Raw genomic sequence first — 18,043 nt, 5'->3', positions numbered from 1 at the left:
AAATTCGGGTTACAGCAATCGCGTGCCGGGGGCGATGTCGCCGTCGGGCACGCACAGACGCACGGCTCCGTCGGCATCGTGGAAGCCGGTGATCAGGCATTCGGACATCAGCGGACCGATCTGCTTGGGCGGAAAATTGACCACGCCGACGACGAGGCGTCCGACCAGGGCCTCGGGCGTGTAATGCACGGTGATCTGCGCGCTGGACTTGCGCACGCCGATTTCGGGGCCGAAGTCCACGTGCAGCACGTAGGCCGGGCGGCGCGCAGCGGGAAACGGCTCGGCGGCGAGCACTCGGCCGACGCGCAGGTCGACCCGCGTGAAATCGGTCCACTCGATCACGGCCATGCCGCTCACCGGGCACACCTGCGGTGGCGGGCCAGCACGGCGCACTGGTCGATCGCCGCGAACAGGCTGGACGGATCGGCGCGGCCGGTGCCGGCCAGTTCGAGCGCCGTGCCGTGATCCACCGCGACGCGTGGATAGGGCAGGCCGAGCGTGAGGTTCACCGCCGACTCGAACCCGCTGTACTTCAGGACCGGCAGGCCCTGGTCGTGATACATCGCCAGCACGGCGTCCACGTCGCGCAGACGCGCCGGCAGGAAGGCCGTGTCGGCGGGAAGCGGGCCGACAAGGTGCAGGCCGTCGCGGCGCAGCCGTTCGAGCGTGGGGCTGATCGTTTCGATTTCCTCCCGCCCCAGATGGCCGTCCTCGCCGGCATGCGGGTTGAGCCCGAGCACGGCGATACGCGGCTGGGTCAGGCCGAAATCGCGGCGGAGCGCGCCGTCGAGGATGCGCAGGACCCGTTCGAGCGCCTCCGCGGTGATCGCATCCGGCACCGCACGCAGCGGCAGGTGGGTGGTCGCCAGCGCGACGCGCAGCGTGGGATTGGCGAGCATCATCACCACGGGGCAGCCGGCATCGTCGGCCAGCAACTCGGTGGTGCCGGTATAGGGGACGCCGCCGGCGTTGATCGCGGCCTTGTGCACCGGGCCGGTCACCATGCCGTCGAAGCGCCCGTCGCGGCAGCCGCGGGCGGCATGCAGCAGGGCCGCGACGACGCCGTGCGCATTGGCGGGTTCCGGAGTGCCGAAGGCGGTGTTGGCCGCGAACGGCTGCTCGATCAGCCGCAGGGTGCCGGCAGGCACATCGGCCGCATCCGGATCGGCGAAGGCCAGCGGGCGGCCGATCGCGTCCGCAGCGCGCAGCAGGACCTCACGGTCGCCGATCACGACGAGGTCCGCATCGGCGGCATGCCAGGCTGCGCGAACGCACAGTTCGGGTCCGATGCCTGCAGGCTCGCCGGGCACCAGCGCCAGTCGGACGCGATTCACGAGGCGGCCGACGCGGGCGCCCGGCGCACCGCCCGGGGCGCACGGCGAGGGCCATGCGACGCCGGACCGGATGGCGTGTGCCCGTCTAACGATGCGCCTCGGCCCGCGCGCATCATCCGGACGGACCAGGACCGCCGCGCGAGGATCGCGGGGCGATCCGGCGCGTGGCGGCCCACGTCGCTCACCCGCCGGTGCCCACGACCTCGGGATCGGCATTCGGGCCGATGCGGATGCTCACGTAGGCTTCGCCGCGCAACTCGCGCACGTAGCGGTCCCACTCGTCCTCGAGCTTGCGCTGGCCGATCGCTTCGCGGGCCTGGGCACGCTGGTTGTTGTCGTTGCCCGCGGACTGCCGGGTGGCCATGCGCTGGACGATGTGCCAGCCGGCCTGGGTGCGGAACGGCTGCGACACCGCGCCGTCGCCGAGCGCGGCGACCTGGCTGCCGAAGTCGGGGCCGAACTCGTCCTGGGTGAACCAGCCGAGGTCGCCGCCGGTACCGCGCGTGCTGGCGTCCTCGGAATTCTCACGGGCGATCTCGGCGAAGTCCGCACCGCCGGCAACCCGCGCCCGAAGCGCATCGGCCCGCGCCTTGGCAGCGCCGTCGTCGCCCGCGCCGGCGCGGATCAGGATGTGGCGCGCCTGGAACTCGGTCACCGTCGCGCCCCCGGCCTGCGCCGCGTCGCGTACATCGACGAGCTGCAGCAGCTGGAAGCCGCTCGGGCCACGGATCGGGCCGATGATCTGACCGGGCTGCAGCGAGGTGACCGCGGTGGCGAACGCGGCCGGAATCTCGTCGCTGCGGCGCCAGCCGAGGTCGCCGCCTTCCAGCGCATTGGGACTGTCGGAATAGCGCACCGCGGCGGCCGAGAATTCCATCTCGTTGCGGTCGAGCAGGCCCTTGATGCCGTCGATCTTCTGCTGGCCGATCTGGATCTGCTCGGGGGTCGCGCCCTCGGGCAGCGCGACCAGGATATGCGCGAGCCGGTACTGGGCGCCGGTGGCCTGGGCCGACAGCGCCGCATCGACCTCGGCATCGCTGACCGAGATGCGCGTCTGCGCGAAGCGCTGGCGCATGCGCTGGATCATCAGCTCGTCGCGCAGCGACGCCCGGAAATCGTCGAAGGACATGCCGTCACCGGCCAGCTGCTGACGCAGCTGATCCATCGTGAAGTTGTTCTGCTGGGCGATCGCCGCGATCGCCTGGTCGACGTCCTGGTCACTGACGCGCACGCCGGTCTGGGCGGCACGCGCGGTCTGCAGGCGCAGGATGATCAGGCGCTCGAGCACCTGCCGTTCGAGGATCTGCTGCGGCGGCAGCTGGTCCTGGCGCGTGGCGTACTGGGCGCGGATGTTGGCCACCGCGCGCTCGAGTTCGCTGGCGAGGATCACGTCCTCGTCGACGACGGCGGCGATGCGGTCCAGGGGCTGCAGGTCCTGCGCCTGGGCGGTGGCGGCGAACAGCACGGCGGCCGCCGCGAGGGAACGGATCAGTGTCTTCATTGGCTCAGGCCGGGAGTGAGGGTTTCCACGTCGTCGCTGTTGCGCAGCTCGGACGGCGGCACGAGATAGAGGTCGTCGCGGTAATAGCCGAGAATAGCACGGCGCAAACGGTCCTCCGTGTCGGGGCCGGCCGAGCCCAGACCCTTGAGTTCGAGCTCGAACATGATGGCGTTGTTCAGCTCGCCCTGGCGGTTGCGCACGTAGCGGCGCCCGACGACGCGGGCCGCCAGACAGCAGCTGTCCCACTGCACGCCGGCGACGGCTTCGAGCAGACGGTGGTCGGTGAACGAGTAGTAGTAACGGCCGACCAGGCTCCAGGCCGGACTGACCGGATACAGGAACGACAGGTCGGCCTGCTCGATCAGATCGGCGCGGCGGCGGTAGGCGAAGTTGACGATGCCCTCGTCACCGATCAGATAGCGCGAGCGCAGCGACATCAGGTCTTCGCGGCGGAACTTCGGATCCCACTGGTAGCCGGCGCTGACCGTCCAGCGGTCGTTGATGGCGTAGGTCGCATCGCTGACCCAGGCCGAGCGGCCCTGCTCGACCTGCGCTTCCCCGGGGATCGTCACCCGGGAATCGGACAGGTAGACGATCTGGCCGAGGCTGGCGGAGAGCTTTTCCAGGCCGTCGGATTCGCGGATCAGGCGCGTGCTGACCGCCATCGTGACCTGGTTGGCGTCGGCCTGGCGGTCGGCGCCCGAATAGCGGTTGTCACGGAACAGCTGGCCCCAGCCGAAGGTCAGCGGCGTGGTATCGAACAGCGGCAGCGCGGACTGGTCACGGTAGGGCGAGTTCAGATAGAACAGCCGCGGTTCCAGCGTGTGCAGGTAGTCCTCGCCGCGCCAGCGCGTATTGCGGTCGAAGAACAGGCCGGCGTCGATCGAGCCGATCGGCTGGCCGCGGCTGGGCGAGGTGTTGCGGTACAGCGCGAGGGTGTCCGCGGGCACGGGGACGCCACCCGGAATGCCCAGTTCGGCACGTGCGCGCTGCTCGGCGATGCGGTCTGCCAGCACGCGGTCCAATGAATAGTTGGTCTGGCGGTACGCGACGGTCGGCCGCACGAACCAGGCCGCCCCTTCGAACGGCATCGACACGTAAGGCTTGAGATCGACACGGCTGCCCCCCGGACGTGCCGCATCGTCGAGGTGCGAGAACCGGGTGGCCGTCGCGTCGACACCGGCGTTGATCCAGCGGCCATAGGGCCGCTGCCAGGTGAAGGAGGCATGCGGCAGCCGGTTGTAGGGCAGCACCGCCTCGGGCAGCGTGTAATCGGTCAGCAGCTGATAGTCGGCCAGCACGCTGGCGTTCCAGTAGCCCAGGTCCCCCGAAGTGCCCTGGCCGAACACGCCGAGCTGGCTCAGGGCGTTGACCGAGGAAATGCCGTCGACGTTGTTGCTCGAATCCTCGAGGTAGCGGGGATCGCTCATCCAGGTGAGGTTGGTGCGGCCCTGCCAGGTCGGATTGATGTCCCACGACCCGCCGAAACTCAGGAACGCGCGATCGTCCTTGCGCCGGTTCTCGACGATCGGCACCTGCTCCTCCTCCAGCTCGCGCTCGCGACGGGCGAGCTTGTCGGACGGCAGATAGGCCACGTCCAGTTCGCCGCGCGTGCGTTCGGTCTGGAAGCGGAACTCGGTGCCCAGCTGCACGCCGCGCCGGCTCATGAAACGCGGCTCGAGGGTCATGTCGAACTGCGGCGCGAGGTTGAGATAGATCGGCTGCGTGTAGTCGAAGCCGTTGCGGCCCGACTGCGAGATGCGCGGAAACAGCAGGCCCGAGAGGCGGCGTTCGTCGATGGGAAAGCGGAACCAGGGCACGTACAGCACCGGCACCTTGCCGACGCGCAGGGTCGCGTTGCGCGCGGTGCCCATGCCCATGTCGGTGTCGATGTCGATCTGGCCGGCCTTGAGCTCCCACCAGCGGTCGCTCGGCGTGCAGGTGGAATACGTCGAGCCGAGCAGCGCACCGACGCTGCCGTCCATCCGGATGCGGTCCGCGCCGCCGTTGCCGCGCCGGGCGGTGAGCTGGTAGCGCACGTTGTCCATGCGGTAGGACTCGGCGAGCGTGTCGCCTTCCACCCGGTCGGCGATCACGCGCAGCCCCGAATCCTGGTAGCGCACATTGCCGTCGGCGACGAAGGTGCCGTCCTCCTGCGAGAACTGCAGATCGTCGGTTCCGAGGAACTGGTCGCCGCGGCGCAGGGTCACATCGCCGGTGACGTTGCCGGTGAAGTCGCTGTCGATGCCGGCCAGGCCTTCGAACTGGTTGCCGTCGATGTTGGTCGGCTGGTTCTCGCGATCCTCGACCGATCCCACCGGCGCCTGGGCGTCGGCGAAGGCCGGAACCGCATCTTCGATCGGGCACAGCGCCCAGTAGTTGGGACGCAGCGCCTCGTCGGCGTGGGCACTCAGCGAGACGGCGATGCAGAACGGAAGAGGCAGCAGGCGTAGGGCAGGGCGCACGGTGGATCCGTTCAGCCAAAAACGTGCGCCAGCATGCCGTATCCCCCGGGCAGCGGCAATGCGGCGCGGTGCCGGCCGTTCACTGGACGGCGGGCTGTCCGGGCACGCCTGCCGCCACGGGTGCGAACAACATGAACGGGTGAAGTCCCGCCGCTGCGCGATGCACGCCCGCGCCCGGGCGCGTTCGGCCAATCAGGCCCCGAGCGCGCGCAGATGCGCCACGCTGCACTCGCGCAGCGCCTGGAGGTCGTAGCCGCCTTCCAGCATCGAGACCAGGCGTCCTTCGGCGTGGCGCTCCGCCAGTGCGACCAGTTCGGTCGTGATCCAGCCGAAATCCGCGGCGTCGAGTTCGAGCTGGGCCAGCGGGTCGCGGCGATGCGCGTCGAAGCCGGCCGACACCAGCACCAGTTGCGGCGCGAAGGCGTCGATCTCGGGCAGCAGCCGTTCGCGCCAGGCCGACCGGAACGCATCACTGCCGGTGCCCGGCGGCAGCGGCAGATTGACGATGTTGCCGACTCCGCGCTCGCTGCGGTGGCCGGTGTCGGGGTACAGCGGCCACTGGTGCGAACTGAGGTACTGCACGCGCGGCTCGGTCTCGAAGATCGCCTGGGTGCCGTTGCCGTGATGCACGTCGAAATCGACGACCGACACCCGGGTCAGGCCGTAGCGGTCGAGCGCATGCGCGGCCGCGACGGCGATGCTGTTGAACAGGCAGAACCCCATCGCGATGTCGCGCGTGGCGTGGTGGCCGGGCGGGCGCACCGCGCAGAACGCGCGGCGTGCATCGCCGCCGAAGACCAGGTCCACCGCCGCCACGCCCGCCCCGGCGGCATGCAGCGCGGCCAGTGCCGAGCCGGGCGAGAGCACGGTGTCGGCATCGAGCGGGATGCGGCCCGTCGGCCGCGATTCGAGCACGGTGGCGAGGAGGGATTCGTCGTGCACGCGCAGCAACTGGCCGCGCGTGGCGGCCGGCGCCTGGCGCAGATCCAGATCGGGGAATGCGGTCTGCAGCGCCTCGATCACCGCGGCGAGACGCTCGGGACGCTCCGCGTGTTCCGGCCCGGTGTCGTGGTCGAGGCCGCCGGCGTACGAGAACACCGGTACCCGCCGGACATCACCGCCGAAGGCGACCGGAGGGTGCACCGCTCAGCGCCTGCGCTCGTGGCGCCACAGCACCTCGCCGTGGCCGTCGGCGCGGGCCAGCACCCGGGCCAGCACGAACAGCAGATCCGACAGCCGGTTGAGGTAGCGCACCGCCTGGGGGCGCACGGCGTCGGTGCGCGACAGGGCCACGGTCTCCCGCTCGGCGCGGCGCACGACCGTGCGCGCCACGTGGCAGCGCGCCGCGGCCTCGCCGCCGCCGGGCAGGATGAAATCCTTCAGCGCCGGCAGGTCGTCGTTGTACTGGTCGAGCCGCGCCTCGAGCGCGTCGATGTCGGCATTCTCGATCGCCGCGTGCCCCGGAATGCACAGCTCGCCGCCGAGATCGAACAGCTGGTGCTGGACGGTGGTCAGCAGGTCGCGGATGTCGTCGGGCACCCCGGCCGCCAGCAGCAGGCCGATCGTCGAGTTGGCCTCGTCGACGGTGCCGTAGGCGGCGACGCGCAGGGCGTCCTTTCCGACGCGGGTGCCGTCTCCGAGCCCCGTCGAGCCGTCGTCGCCGGTGCGGGTGTAGATCCTGGAGAGGCGGTTGCCCATCGTGCGGCGGTCAGTCGGCGCGGAGGGCGCGGACCGGTGCCGGCTTCGGCAGCACGCGGGTCAGCAGCACGTGCAGCATCGCCGCGGCGCCGACGTACATCGCGGCGACGCGCATGTAGGGCAGCAGCCAGTCGGTGTAGTTCTTCCACCAGCCGGCCAGGCTGGGCTCGGCCACGCTGCTGCTGATCCAGTAGAAGCTGCCCTGGGCGATCAGATGGCAGATCATGACCGCGGCGACCAGGCTGACGCCGAGCTTCAGCACGCCTGCGACCGCGGGGCCGTCGAGATGCCGGCCCAGCCACAGGCCGCCGGCCCACATCGCGAAGTACGCCGGCACCAGGCACCAGTAGGCCGGCGAGACGCAGTAGTGGCTCCAGAACGACAGGCCCTGGCTGGTGATCACGAACGCATCCACCGCGACTGCGAGCGCCATCAGCGCGGGAAACGCCCAGCGCGTCCACGTGGCGAGATAGACGCCGCCGATGAAGAACACCGCCCAGGAGGCATCCGGCACCGCGCCGAAGTGATGCACGCGGGTGGCGGCCATCAGCGCGGCCAGCAGGGCGAAGATGGTGGCGCGACGGGCGACGGGGGTCATTGCGGCTCCGGAGACGGCGAACGGGTTCACGACCCGCATTCTAGCGGAGCGCCCGGTGACGTGCGGCCAGCGCTTATCATCGCGCCATGGAGCATGCACATCAGGTCCTGATCGTCGGCGGCGGCCTCGTCGGCGCCAGCCTCGCCATCGCGCTCGACCGGGTGGGCATCCGGACCGCGCTGGTCGAGGCGACGGCGGAGGCGATGCCGGCGGTCTTCGACGAGCGCAATCTCAGCTTCGCCGAGGCCACGGTCAACGCACTGAGCGCGCTCGGCGTGTTGCAGGCCCTGAAGGCGCCCGCGGGGCCCATCCGCCAGATCCACGTCAGCCGCGCCGGCGATTTCGGCCGCGTCCGGCTCGATGCCCGTGATTACGGGCGCACGCAGTTCGGCCAGGTTGTCGTGGCCCGCGACTTCGGCCAGGCCCTGGAGGCGCGGCTGCAGACGCTGACCCACGTCACCCGTTACCGGCCGGGTCGCGTGACCGCGGTCGGGGTCGCCGACGGCGGGCGCCGGGTCGTCGACATCGAAACGCCGGACGGTGTGGTGCGCGCCAGTGCGGCGCTGCTCGTCGCCGCCGACGGCACCGATTCGATCACGCGCGGCGCCCTCGGCATCGAGGCCGACCGCCACGACTACCGGCAGACGCTGTTCGTCGCCCGGCTGCAGGCTGCGCGTGCGCCGGACGGCGTCGCCTACGAGCGCCTGACCGACAGCGGGCCGACGGCGCTGTTGCCGCGCGGCGACCGGCACTACGGCCTGGTGCACGGGGTGGCGTCGGAGGACGCGGAGGCCGTCGCCGCGCTCGATGACGCCGCCTTTCTCGCCCGCGTGCAGTCGGTGTTCGGGTGGCGTGCGGGCCGGTTCGAGGCCGTGGGTCCGCGCAGCCGTTATCCGATCCGGCGCGTGGTGGCGGCGGCGACGACGGCGCCGCGCGCGGTGCTGGTCGGGAACGCCGCGCAAACTCTGCATCCGATCGGCGCGCAGGGCTTCAACCTGGGCCTGCGCGATGCGCTGACCCTGGCCGAGCTGGTCGCCGACGCGGCCGATCCCGGCGCGCCCGCGCTGCTCGAGCGCTACGCGGCGCGTCGACGGGAGGACCGCAGCCGCACGCTCGCGTTCTCCGACGGCCTGGCGCGGTTGACGTCGAATCCGTCGCCTCTGGTACGCCCGCTGCGCAGCCTCGGCCTGCTGGCCATCGACCGCGACGCGGCCCTGCAGGCGATGCTGGCCGGCGGCGCGATGGGCTATCGCGGCGACGTGCCGGCGCTGTGCCGCGGAGGGGCCGCATGAGCCGCCGCGGCGTACGGGACGTGGTCGTCTGCGGCGGCGGTGTGGTCGGCGCGGCCTGCGCACTCGCACTCGCGCGGCTCGGCCTGGATGTGATGCTGGTGGAGGCGCGTCCGCCCGAGGCCTGGACTGCCGCCGCGCCGGACCTTCGCGTCTACGCCTTCGCCCACGACAATGCCCGTCTGCTCGAGACGATCGACGTCTGGCCCGCAGTGCGCGCGACACGGGCGCACGCGTACCGCCGGATGCAGGTCTGGGATGCGGGCGGCGGCAGCGAGCTGCGCTTCGATGCCGATGCGTTGGGACTGCGCGAGCTGGGCTGGATCGTCGAGCACGGTCTGCTGGTCGATCGGCTGTGGGCGCAGCTTGCGACGGCCGGCGTCGAGGTGCGCAGCCCGGCCGCGGTGGAAGCGCTGGAGACGGCCGACGACCGTGTTGCGCTGCGGCTCGATACCGGCAGCCGCATCGAGGCGCGGCTGGCGATCGCGGCCGACGGTGCCGGCTCGGTGCTGCGCCGGCTCGCCGGAATCGGCGCCGACGGCCACGACTACGGCCAGAGCGGCGTCGTCGGTTACGTGCGCAGTGCGCATCCGCATGAAGACACCGCCTGGCAGCGCTTCCTGCCGGGCGGGCCGCTGGCGCTGTTGCCCTGCGACGACGGCCTGAGTTCGATCGTGTGGACGCTGCCGGCCGACGAGGCCGAACGCGTGCGTGCGCTCGACGATACGGCGTTCGCCGATGCCCTGACCCGTGCGTCCGGCGGCCGCCTCGGCGCGCTGACGCCGGTCTCGGCGCGGGTGGCGTTCCCGCTGCGCCGGCAACTGGTCGACACCCAGGTGGCGGGACGTGTGCTCGTGGTCGGCGATGCGGCCCATGTGGTGCATCCGCTGGCCGGACAGGGCGTCAATCTGGGCCTGCGCGACGTGGCCGCGCTGGCGGCATCGCTCGGTGCGGCCCTGCAGCGCGACGCGCGCTGGGATTCGCCGCAGCGCCTCGCCCGCTGGGCGCGTACGCGGCGCAGCGAGAACACGCTCGCGGCCCATGCGTTCGAGACGATCAACCGGGTCTACTCCAACGACGCCGTGCTGCCGACGCTGCTGCGCAGCCACGCACTGGGCATCGCAGGGCGCGTGCCCCCGCTCAACCGCCTGTTGTGGCAACGGGCCGCCGGCGGCTGACGTCCGCGCGCCGCTATCGGCTCAGTGTGCCGCGGCCGCCGGTCCGCGCATGTGCCTGAAGATCTGCACCGCGCCGACAGCGAGCCCGCCGGCGACGATGCCGACGACGGCGTTGATCAGTGTCGGCGTGATCGCCCCCAGCACCGCGCCCACGGTCGGCAGCGCGCCGAGCCCGGCCGCGGTGTCCTGGATCCAGGTGGCGAGGTCGTGGATGCCGTGGGCGATGATGCCGCCGCCGACCAGGAACATCGCCGCGGTGCCGGCGATCGCCAGACCTTTCATCAGCCACGGCGCGGCGCGGAGGATCGTCCGGCCCGCGCCGCGTGCGAGCGCGGACGTGCGCCGGCTCAGGGCCAGCCCGGCATCGTCGAGCTTCACGATGCCCGCGACGAGGCCGTAGACGCCGACGGTCATCAGCGCGGAAATCACCGCCAGGGCACCGAGCTGGGTCAGGAAGGCCGCGCCGGCGACCGTGCCCAGCGTGATCGCGATGATCTCGGCCGAGAGGATCATGTCGGTGCGCACCGCGCCGCGGATCTTGTCGCGCTCGAACGCGACCGGGTCGACCTCGGTACCCGCGAGTGCCGCGGTGCGCCCCGGCTTGGCGGCATCGTCCTCGGCCCTGTGAAACAGCTTGTGCATCACCTTTTCGAAGCCTTCGTAGCAGAGGAACAGGCCGCCGGCCATGAGCAGCGGCGTGACCAGCCACGGCAGCCACGCGCTGATCGCGAGCGCCGCCGGCACCAGGATCAGCTTGTTGCGCGCCGAGCCCTTGGCGACCGCCCAGACCACCGGCAGTTCGCGATCGGCCCTGACCCCGGTGACCTGTTGCGCGTTGAGGGCGAGATCGTCGCCGAGCACGCCGGCGGACTTGCGCGCGGCCAGTTTGGTCATCACCGCCACGTCGTCGAGCACGGTGGCGATATCGTCGAGCAGGGTCAGCAGGCTGGAGGCCACGCGGGCGGGTCCGAAGGGGAGGCGCGCGCAGTATGGGGCCGGAATGTGGCGCTGGCGTCAGTGCCGTGCCGGCGCCCGGGCCGGCCGATACGGGAACGCCGTGCGTCTTCCGGCCGGGCCGCCTGCCGCCCAGCGACGCCCCCGGCGCAACCGAGCCGCGCCGGAATGTCCCGGGCGTGGCCAGCGTTCCGCGGAAGCGACGCCGGGACCCACGTCGGTCGCCGCGAACACGCTGGACTCCGCTCTCGCGGCGAAGGCGCGCATGCTCGATCGGCGGTGGGCCGGGAACGATGCCGGCGCGCCCGGACGCCGCGGGAAGGCGCGCCGTGGCCGGCCGACCCTAGCGCGCCAGCGCCCAGGCGGCGAGACCGAAGGCCAGGGCCGCGATGGTGGCGGCGACGAGGGCCAGGGCCTGGGCGCGGAGCAGTCGCGTCTCGGCGCGCGCGGCGGCCAGGTGCAGGGCCTCGATGGTCTTCTGCATGTCCGCCGCCAGCTTGCCGATCGAATCCGCGTTCTGGCTCGCGGCGTCCTGCAGCTCGACGATCTGCGCGTCCAGCATGTCGTTGCGCCGCTGCTGGCCGAGGTCCACGAGAGGCGGCGGGGTGCGGGTGAAGATCGGCCGCGCCAGCCGGACGATCTCCGGCAGGTACGGGGCGACGACGGTGATCCAGCCTGCGGCCATTGCGGACTCCCCGATTCGGAATTACTCGACGCTGGCGTAGACCGTGATCTCTTCGCGGTCGTGATAGAGCTGGCGCGCGCGGATCACCAGGGTGTCGTGCTCGCCGGCGTTGTTGGCGAACAGGTCCAGCGCGAGCAGGGTTTCCTGCCAGCGCTTCTTCATCGGCAGCTTGAGATTGAAGACCGCATTGCGGCACCAGCCTTCGCGGAACCAGGTGGCCATGCGCTCGGCGACCTTGCGCGGCTGTTCGACCATGTCGCAGACCATCCAGTCGACCGCGCCGACGGGCTGGTAGCGGAACCCGTCGACGCGGTGGTGGTCGACCAGGCCGGTGTCCATCAGCTCGGCCTGCATCGGCCCGTTGTCGACCGCGGTGACCCGCATGTGCTCGCGGGTCAGCACCCAGGTCCAGCCGCCGGGCGCGGCGCCGAGGTCCACCGCGCGCATGCCGGGCCTGATGCGGGCGTTGCGCTCGCGCTCGCTCAGCAGGGTCATGAAGGCTTCCTCCAGCTTCAGCGCCGAACGCGACGGCGCATCGGCGTGCGTGCGCAGGCGCGGAATGCCCAGCGGCCACGGCGCGCTGTCGCCCACCACCGACTGCGCGAGGTAGGCGTGGGTGCCCGACACGAAGAACACGTGCAGGCGCGGAAAGCGAGCCTCGTCCTTCTGGCTCAGGAAGCCGCGCTTGCGCAGCGCCGGGCGCAGCGCGTTGCCGAAGCTGCGGGCGAGGCCGGCGAGCTGTTTGCCCGCGTCGGAGTCCGGATGCTCGACGATCAGCTCGCCGTGGCGGCCGCGACCGGCCAGCACCTCGAAGATCGGGGTGATGCGGTCGGTCGGGTCGAGGTCGCGAAGCTCGGCCAGCAGCATCAGCTTCTGGCGCGCGAAGACCAGTTCGCGGAACGGCAGTTCGCCGGTCAGCGAGGGCCCGTTGTCGGAATGGAACAGCACGTAGCCGTCGCCGCGCCTGGTCTGGGCGTAGCCGGCGACGTGCACGCCGGCGGCGCGCTCGGTGAGCTCGGCGGCGAGGTCGGATTCGAAGCCCGCGCGGCAGTAGCACAGCAGGCCGCTGGCCGCCTGCACCGGCGACGCGGTGGCGTCGGCGGCCTCGGGGGAGGCGCCGCCGCTCGAGGTCGGATCGGGATCGCTCATGTCAGTACTTCGCTCCGTCGGTCTCGCCGTAGGTGCGCAGCACGGCACGCGCATCATCGCGCAGGATGTCACGCACGACCTCGATGCCGCGCTGGTTCAGCGCGCCGATCCAGTCCGCGGGCAGCGGGCCCTCGTCGAACGGCGTCAGCGCCTCGACGTCCTCGGAGCGTGCGCCGATCAGCAGCCGGTCGATGCCGGCCCAGACGGTCGCGCCGTAGCACATGCAGCAGGGCTGCGACGACGTGGCCAGGGTGACCGGACCGATCCGCTCGTTGAGGCGCGGCGTCTGCAGCCGCTGCTGGGCGAGCATGTAGGCCATGGTTTCCGCGTGCGCGACCGAACAGGTGTGCGGCATCACCCGGTTCACGCCGACCGACACGATGCGGTCCTGGCCGTCGAAAACGACCGCGCCGAACGGCCCGCCGCTCTGCGCCTCGATGTTCAGGCGCGAGAGTTCGATCGCGAGCGCGACCTTGTCCGCATCGCCCGCGTAGGCGCGTGCGGCGTCGACGTGTTCGTGCACCCAGGCGGGCAGGGTGAGGTGGACCTGTGCGTACAGCATGGACAGCCTTGGAAGGAGGACGGGGCGTTCAGCGCTCGAGCGCGCCCTGGGGCGCCGCTTCGCAGCGGTTGGCGACGCAGCGGCAGGCAGTGACCTCGCGGAACCCGCAGACCGAGGCCAGGCCGCGGCGGGCGCAGTCCGCGGCCACCGCGGCGGGGTCGACACGCGCCGCGGTGTTCACGCAGGCCGGGTAGGCGCCGCAGCAGTTGCCGACGTTCTTGACCGTGCAGTCGGCATCACGGGTGCAGCGGGTATCGGGGGCCAGCGGCGAAGCGCCTGCGTCGGCGAGCGCCGGCGGCGCGCCGTAGGGCACGTCGGCCGACGGCGTCGGCAGCTCCGGCGCGCGCTGCACGGCGCAGGCGGCGAGCCACAGCAGCAGCGGCGCCAGCAGCCACGACGCACGGCGCGACCGGCTCATGTGCCCGCCGCCCAGGTGTCGCGCAGGGTCACGCTGCGGTTGAACACCGGCCGCGTGGTGGTGTGGTCGTAGCGGTCGGCGACGAAATAGCCGAGGCGCTCGAACTGGAACGCCTGCTCCGGGGCGGCCGCTGCGGCCGCCGGCTCGACGTAGCCGGTCACACTGCGCTTCGAATCGGGATTGAGATGGTCGCGATAGGTCTTGCCGGTCGACTCGTCGTCGGGCTTCTCCACCGTGAACAGCCGGTCGAACAACCGCACCTCGGCCTCGACCGCATGCGCGGCGCTGACCCAGTGGATCGTGCCCTTGATCTTGCGGTTGGCCCCGTCCATGCCCGGGCGCGACTCGGGGTCCAGCGTACCGCGCAGCTCGACGATCGCGCCGCTGTCGTCCTTGATCACCTCGTCGCAGCGCACGATGCCGGCGCCGCGCAGGCGTACTTCACCGCCGGGAATCAGCCGCTTCCACCCCTTGGGCGGCACCTCGGCGAAATCCTCGCGCTCGATCCACAGCTGGCGCGAGAACGGCACCTCGCGCGTGCCCTGGGTCTCGTCCTTGGGGTGGTTGGAGAAGGTCAGCGTTTCGGCATGGCCGTCGGGCAGGTTGGTCAGCACCAGCTTGAGCGGATCGACCACCGCCATGCGCCGCGGGGCGCGCGCGTCGAGATCGTCGCGCAGCGCACCTTCGAGCACCGAGAAGTCGATCACCGAGTTCTGCTTGCTGATGCCCACGCGGTCCACCAGCAGGCGCAGGGCGGCCGGCGTGTAGCCGCGGCGGCGCAGGCCCTGCAGGGTGTACATGCGCGGGTCGTCCCAGCCGTCGACCAGGCCTTCGGCGACCAGCTGGGTGAGCTTGCGCTTGCTCATCACCGTGTAGTTGATGTTGAGGCGCGAGAACTCGATCTGGCGCGGCTTCGCGGCCACGTTCGGCAGGCCGCGCGCGGTCAGCGGGGCCAGCAGCTCCGGAGTGCCCGCCAGGTCCACGCGGTCGACCACCCAGTCGTACAGCGGCCGGTGATCCTCGAATTCCAGCGTGCACAGCGAGTGCGTGATGCCTTCGACGGCGTCGCCCAGGGCGTGGGCGAAGTCGTACATCGGGTAGATCGGCCAGGCATCGCCGGTGTTCTGGTGGGCGACCTTCTTGATCCGGTACAGGGCCGGGTCGCGCAGGTTCATGTTGCCGCTGGCCATGTCGATCTTGGCCCGCAGCGTGCGCGTGCCGTCGGCGAACTCGCCCGCGCGCATGCGCCGGAACAGGTCGAGATTCTCCTCGACGCCACGATCACGGAACGGCGAGTCGCGGCCCGGCTCGACCAGGGTGCCGCGATACTCGCGCACCTGTTCGGCGGTCAGGTCGCAGACGTAGGCGTCGCCCTGGCGGATGAGCTTCTCGGCGGCCAGGTAATAGACCTCGAAGTAGTCCGAGGCGTGGCGCAGTTCGGCCCAGTCGAACCCGAGCCAGCGCACGTCGTCCTCGATCGCCCGCACGAAGGCCAGGTCTTCCTTTTCGGGGTTGGTGTCGTCGAAGCGCAGGTTGCAGCGACCGCCGAATTCGGCCGCGATGCCGAAATCCAAACAGATTGCCTTCGCGTGGCCGATATGGAGGTAGCCGTTCGGCTCCGGCGGGAACCGGGTCCGGATCTCGCTGTGCTTCCCGCTGGCCAGATCCTCGCGGACCACCTGCCGGATGAAGTCCTGGCGCACCGGGCTGGAGGCGTCGGACGGCGAAGCGGCGGGATCGGGGACACCGGAGGAGGACATGGATGGCAGGCTCGTGTGGATCGAAGAGGGGATCACGCAGTTTAGCGGACAGGCGTTGCAGCCCGGCGCCCCGGGCGCGACGCATCCGTCAACGCGTCTGTGACAGGAAGTTGCTTCAATATGTGACGGCGGTAGGGGGCGCCTCCTGGACGGCGGTGCTTGGACTCGGAGATCCAGGGGAGGTGTGCATGCGCGTGTCCGCGCACTCGATGACGTGTGCGCGGCGCCGGGCGATGCCGCGCCGCGCCCGCCCGGGAGCATCTGCATGGCATTAGACACCGCGGATGCGATGCCGGGGCACCGCTGGGTGCTGGCCGGCTGTCTGCTGCTGCTGCTCGGCCTGTTCGCGATGCTCGCCGCCTCCACCCAGCTCAGGCCGCACGAGCAGCGGCCTGTCACGGTCGTCGATCTCTCCCCGGACGCCCGATTCGGCGAGGCGGTGCGACGCGTCGAGCTGCGGTTCGACCTTCCGCCTACCGAACGCAGCCAGGGGCGCTGGGCGCTGTGGTTCCCGCGCGAGCCGGTCGTCGGGCTGCATCTCACCCGCGCGGACGGCTGGCGCAGCGAGATCCGAGACTTCTTCCGGGTGGGCGACGACGAAGGCATGTTCCCCAACGGCTACGGCTTCGTGTTGCCGGCGGACTGGCAGGGACCGGTCCAACTGGACGTGCGCTATGAAGGCCTGCTGCAGGCGAACCTCGCCCCGGTGCTGGCCCGCGCCGGTGACGTGCGCCGCATCGAGCGGTCCGGCGTGGCGCTGTCGGCGGCGCTCTACGGCGCGCTGCTCGCGCTCGCGACGCTGGCGCTGGCGTTGGCCTACGCATCGCGCGACCGGCTGTTCCTCGGATTCTTCGGCGTGGTGTTCGGGCTGGCGCTGCTGCTGCAGGCCGCGAACGGCCACCTGTACGGGCTGCCCGCCGGCCACGTGTTCGGCCACTGGGGCCTGCAGGGCACCGCGGCGCTGGCGCTGCTCTACGCCGCCGCGACCCAGTGCCTGATCGAGGCCTATGCGATGCCGCGACGGCATCGCAGAGCCCGCCTGACCCGGGCGATCGCCGCGGCGCTGGTGCTGCTGGCCGCGCTGTGCCTGCTCAACCTGCGAGCGCTCGCGCCCCTGGTGTGGCCGCTCACGCTTCTGGGCTGGGCGCTGTCCGGCACCGCGTCGATCGCGATGCTGGTCGATGCGACGCGACGCGGCGTGCGTCTGGCGGGCTGGGTGCTGATCGCGGCCGTGGTGGCCACGGTGGGCGGCGTGTGGATCACCCTGGTGCGACTCGGGATGCTCGCCGACATCGCCCTGCTGCACTTCGCCTATCAGGGCGCGCTGGTCGCCTTCGTGTTCGGGCTGGGTCTGGCGTTGATCAGCCGCATCGGTGACTACCGCGACCAGCGTGACCGCGACCGGCTGGCCCGTCTGGACACCGAGCGCAAGATGCAGCGCGAACGCGCGCGCGCCAATCTGACGACCGCCCTGCAGACCCAGCTCAATGGGCTCGATCCGGGCGAATTGCCCTGGCAGGGGTTCCGGCTGCTGATGGACCATCTGTTGCCGCTGGTGCCGCACGAATCCTGCGTCGCCGTGCTGCGCGGCTACCAGGGGCGCGACCATCTGCTGGTGGAGCCGGCGGATGCCTTGCCCGCGATCGAACACGAGATCCAGCGCCGCGGCCTGATCCTGCGCCGTCAGGCGACGGCGGGCATCGCGCTGCAGCAGCCGGTGCAGGCCTCGTCGGGCGGGCCGGTGGTCGCGATGGAGGCCCTCGTGCCGCTGCAGGTGCGGGCTCCGGGCTGGGCGGCGCTGTTGCTGCGCCGCGCCGGCGGCGAGGGCTTCACCACGGACGAGATGTCGGTGATCGGCGAACTGCTCCGCCTGACGCAGCTGCAGGTCGACCAGGCGGCCGCGGCGGTCAAGCTGCGACGCTCGGCCGAGATCGACGCGCTCACGGGAACGATGAACCGGCGCACGCTGGATCTGTGGGTCGAGCGCACGTTCGCCGACGCCGAGCGCACGGCGCGCCCCGTCTCGGTGCTGTTCGTCGATCTCGATCATTTCAAGTCGGTCAACGACCGCTACGGACACGCCTGTGGCGACGATTGCCTGCGTGCGGTGTCGACCGCCCTGCGCAGCGTGCTGTCGGAGGCCGACATGTTCGGCCGCTACGGCGGCGAGGAGTTCATCGCGGTCCTGCCCGGACACGACGGTGCGGAAGCGCGGGCGATCGGCGAGCGCATGCGCACCGCGGTGGAAAACGTGGAGGTGCGGCACGAGGGGCTGCGGGTGCGGCTGACGGTGAGCATCGGCATCGCCACGCGGCAACCGGGCGAGGACGCGCCGGCGGCGGCGATCGCGCGCGCCGACAAGGCGCTGTACGCGGCCAAGCGCCAGGGCCGCAATTGCGTGCAGGTGGCGCCCGCGGTCTTCAGCTGAGTCGCGTGCGCCAGCGGGCGCGCT

General features: G+C 71.4%; 16 protein-coding genes. 3 read left to right on the top strand and 13 right to left on the bottom strand.

The genetic code is table 11. The features are described from left to right. Positions 1-9: 9 nt before the first annotated feature. From PQS31_RS12675 to PQS31_RS12645, 7 genes are all read right to left on the bottom strand, one after another. Positions 10-348, bottom strand: a complete 339-nt coding sequence (locus PQS31_RS12675; protein ID WP_272763251.1) for a tRNA-binding protein — start codon at positions 346-348, stop codon at positions 10-12. A gap of 5 nt (positions 349-353) precedes the next feature. After that, a complete protein-coding gene (pdxA, locus tag PQS31_RS12670; RefSeq protein WP_272763107.1) occupies positions 354-1,334 on the bottom strand; it encodes a 4-hydroxythreonine-4-phosphate dehydrogenase PdxA in 981 nt (326 codons plus the stop codon). Positions 1,335-1,515: 181 nt separating this feature from the next. Continuing rightward, entirely contained in the window at positions 1,516-2,835 is a 1,320-nt protein-coding gene (locus PQS31_RS12665; RefSeq protein WP_272763106.1) for a peptidylprolyl isomerase, read from the bottom strand. Next, positions 2,832-5,300: an LPS assembly protein LptD gene (lptD, locus tag PQS31_RS12660; RefSeq protein WP_272763105.1), complete on the bottom strand. Its 2,469-nt coding sequence runs from the start codon at positions 5,298-5,300 to the stop codon at positions 2,832-2,834. Before lptD ends, PQS31_RS12665 begins: the two co-directional genes overlap by 4 nt. 192 nt (positions 5,301-5,492) lie before the next feature. Continuing rightward, on the bottom strand, positions 5,493-6,443 hold the full coding sequence (locus PQS31_RS12655) for a histone deacetylase family protein (RefSeq protein ID WP_272763104.1): 951 nt from the start codon (positions 6,441-6,443) through the stop codon (positions 5,493-5,495). 3 nt (positions 6,444-6,446) lie between these two features. Next, entirely contained in the window at positions 6,447-6,998 is a 552-nt protein-coding gene (locus PQS31_RS12650; RefSeq protein ID WP_272763103.1) for a cob(I)yrinic acid a,c-diamide adenosyltransferase, read from the bottom strand. 10 nt (positions 6,999-7,008) lie between these two features. Beyond that, positions 7,009-7,596 carry a hypothetical protein gene (locus PQS31_RS12645; protein WP_272763102.1) on the bottom strand — a complete coding sequence of 196 codons (588 nt, stop codon included), beginning with the start codon at positions 7,594-7,596 and terminating at the stop codon, positions 7,009-7,011. An 86-nt stretch (positions 7,597-7,682) separates the two neighbouring features. Here PQS31_RS12645 and ubiH point away from each other — a divergent pair, with 86 nt between their 5' ends. Then, entirely contained in the window at positions 7,683-8,888 is a 1,206-nt protein-coding gene (gene ubiH, locus PQS31_RS12640; RefSeq protein WP_272763101.1) for a 2-octaprenyl-6-methoxyphenyl hydroxylase, read from the top strand. After that, positions 8,885-10,063 (top strand): FAD-dependent oxidoreductase, encoded by a 1,179-nt coding sequence (locus tag PQS31_RS12635; RefSeq protein WP_272763100.1) that lies wholly within the window; start codon positions 8,885-8,887, stop codon positions 10,061-10,063. The genes ubiH and PQS31_RS12635 overlap by 4 nt, the downstream gene beginning before the upstream one ends. Before the next feature lie 21 nt (positions 10,064-10,084). Here the strand turns inward: PQS31_RS12635 and PQS31_RS12630 are convergent, their stop codons facing one another. From PQS31_RS12630 to PQS31_RS12605, 6 genes are all read right to left on the bottom strand, one after another. Further along, complete coding sequence (locus PQS31_RS12630; protein ID WP_272763099.1) at positions 10,085-11,020, bottom strand: DUF808 domain-containing protein; 936 nt, start codon at positions 11,018-11,020, stop codon at positions 10,085-10,087. Positions 11,021-11,360: 340 nt separating this feature from the next. Beyond that, on the bottom strand, positions 11,361-11,702 hold the full coding sequence (locus tag PQS31_RS12625) for a hypothetical protein (protein ID WP_272763098.1): 342 nt from the start codon (positions 11,700-11,702) through the stop codon (positions 11,361-11,363). A 21-nt stretch (positions 11,703-11,723) separates the two neighbouring features. After that, positions 11,724-12,851 carry a 23S rRNA (cytidine(2498)-2'-O)-methyltransferase RlmM gene (gene rlmM / locus PQS31_RS12620; protein WP_272763097.1) on the bottom strand — a complete coding sequence of 376 codons (1,128 nt, stop codon included), beginning with the start codon at positions 12,849-12,851 and terminating at the stop codon, positions 11,724-11,726. Between the two features lies 1 nt (position 12,852). Next, complete coding sequence (locus PQS31_RS12615) at positions 12,853-13,413, bottom strand: nucleoside deaminase (protein WP_272763096.1); 561 nt, start codon at positions 13,411-13,413, stop codon at positions 12,853-12,855. A 28-nt stretch (positions 13,414-13,441) separates the two neighbouring features. Further along, positions 13,442-13,831 carry a hypothetical protein gene (locus tag PQS31_RS12610; protein ID WP_272763095.1) on the bottom strand — a complete coding sequence of 130 codons (390 nt, stop codon included), beginning with the start codon at positions 13,829-13,831 and terminating at the stop codon, positions 13,442-13,444. Next, on the bottom strand, positions 13,828-15,591 hold the full coding sequence (locus tag PQS31_RS12605; protein ID WP_272763094.1) for a glutamine--tRNA ligase/YqeY domain fusion protein: 1,764 nt from the start codon (positions 15,589-15,591) through the stop codon (positions 13,828-13,830). The genes PQS31_RS12610 and PQS31_RS12605 overlap by 4 nt, the downstream gene beginning before the upstream one ends. A gap of 265 nt (positions 15,592-15,856) precedes the next feature. Between PQS31_RS12605 and PQS31_RS12600 the strand changes: the two genes are divergently transcribed. Further along, positions 15,857-18,019 (top strand): GGDEF domain-containing protein, encoded by a 2,163-nt coding sequence (locus PQS31_RS12600; RefSeq protein ID WP_272763093.1) that lies wholly within the window; start codon positions 15,857-15,859, stop codon positions 18,017-18,019. The last annotated feature ends 24 nt before the right edge of the window (positions 18,020-18,043 follow it).

This window comes from Luteimonas sp. BLCC-B24 (assembly GCF_028550595.1).
Classification (GTDB): Bacteria; Pseudomonadota; Gammaproteobacteria; order Xanthomonadales; family Xanthomonadaceae; genus Luteimonas.
This window is presented reverse-complemented; position numbering and strand designations above follow the sequence as displayed.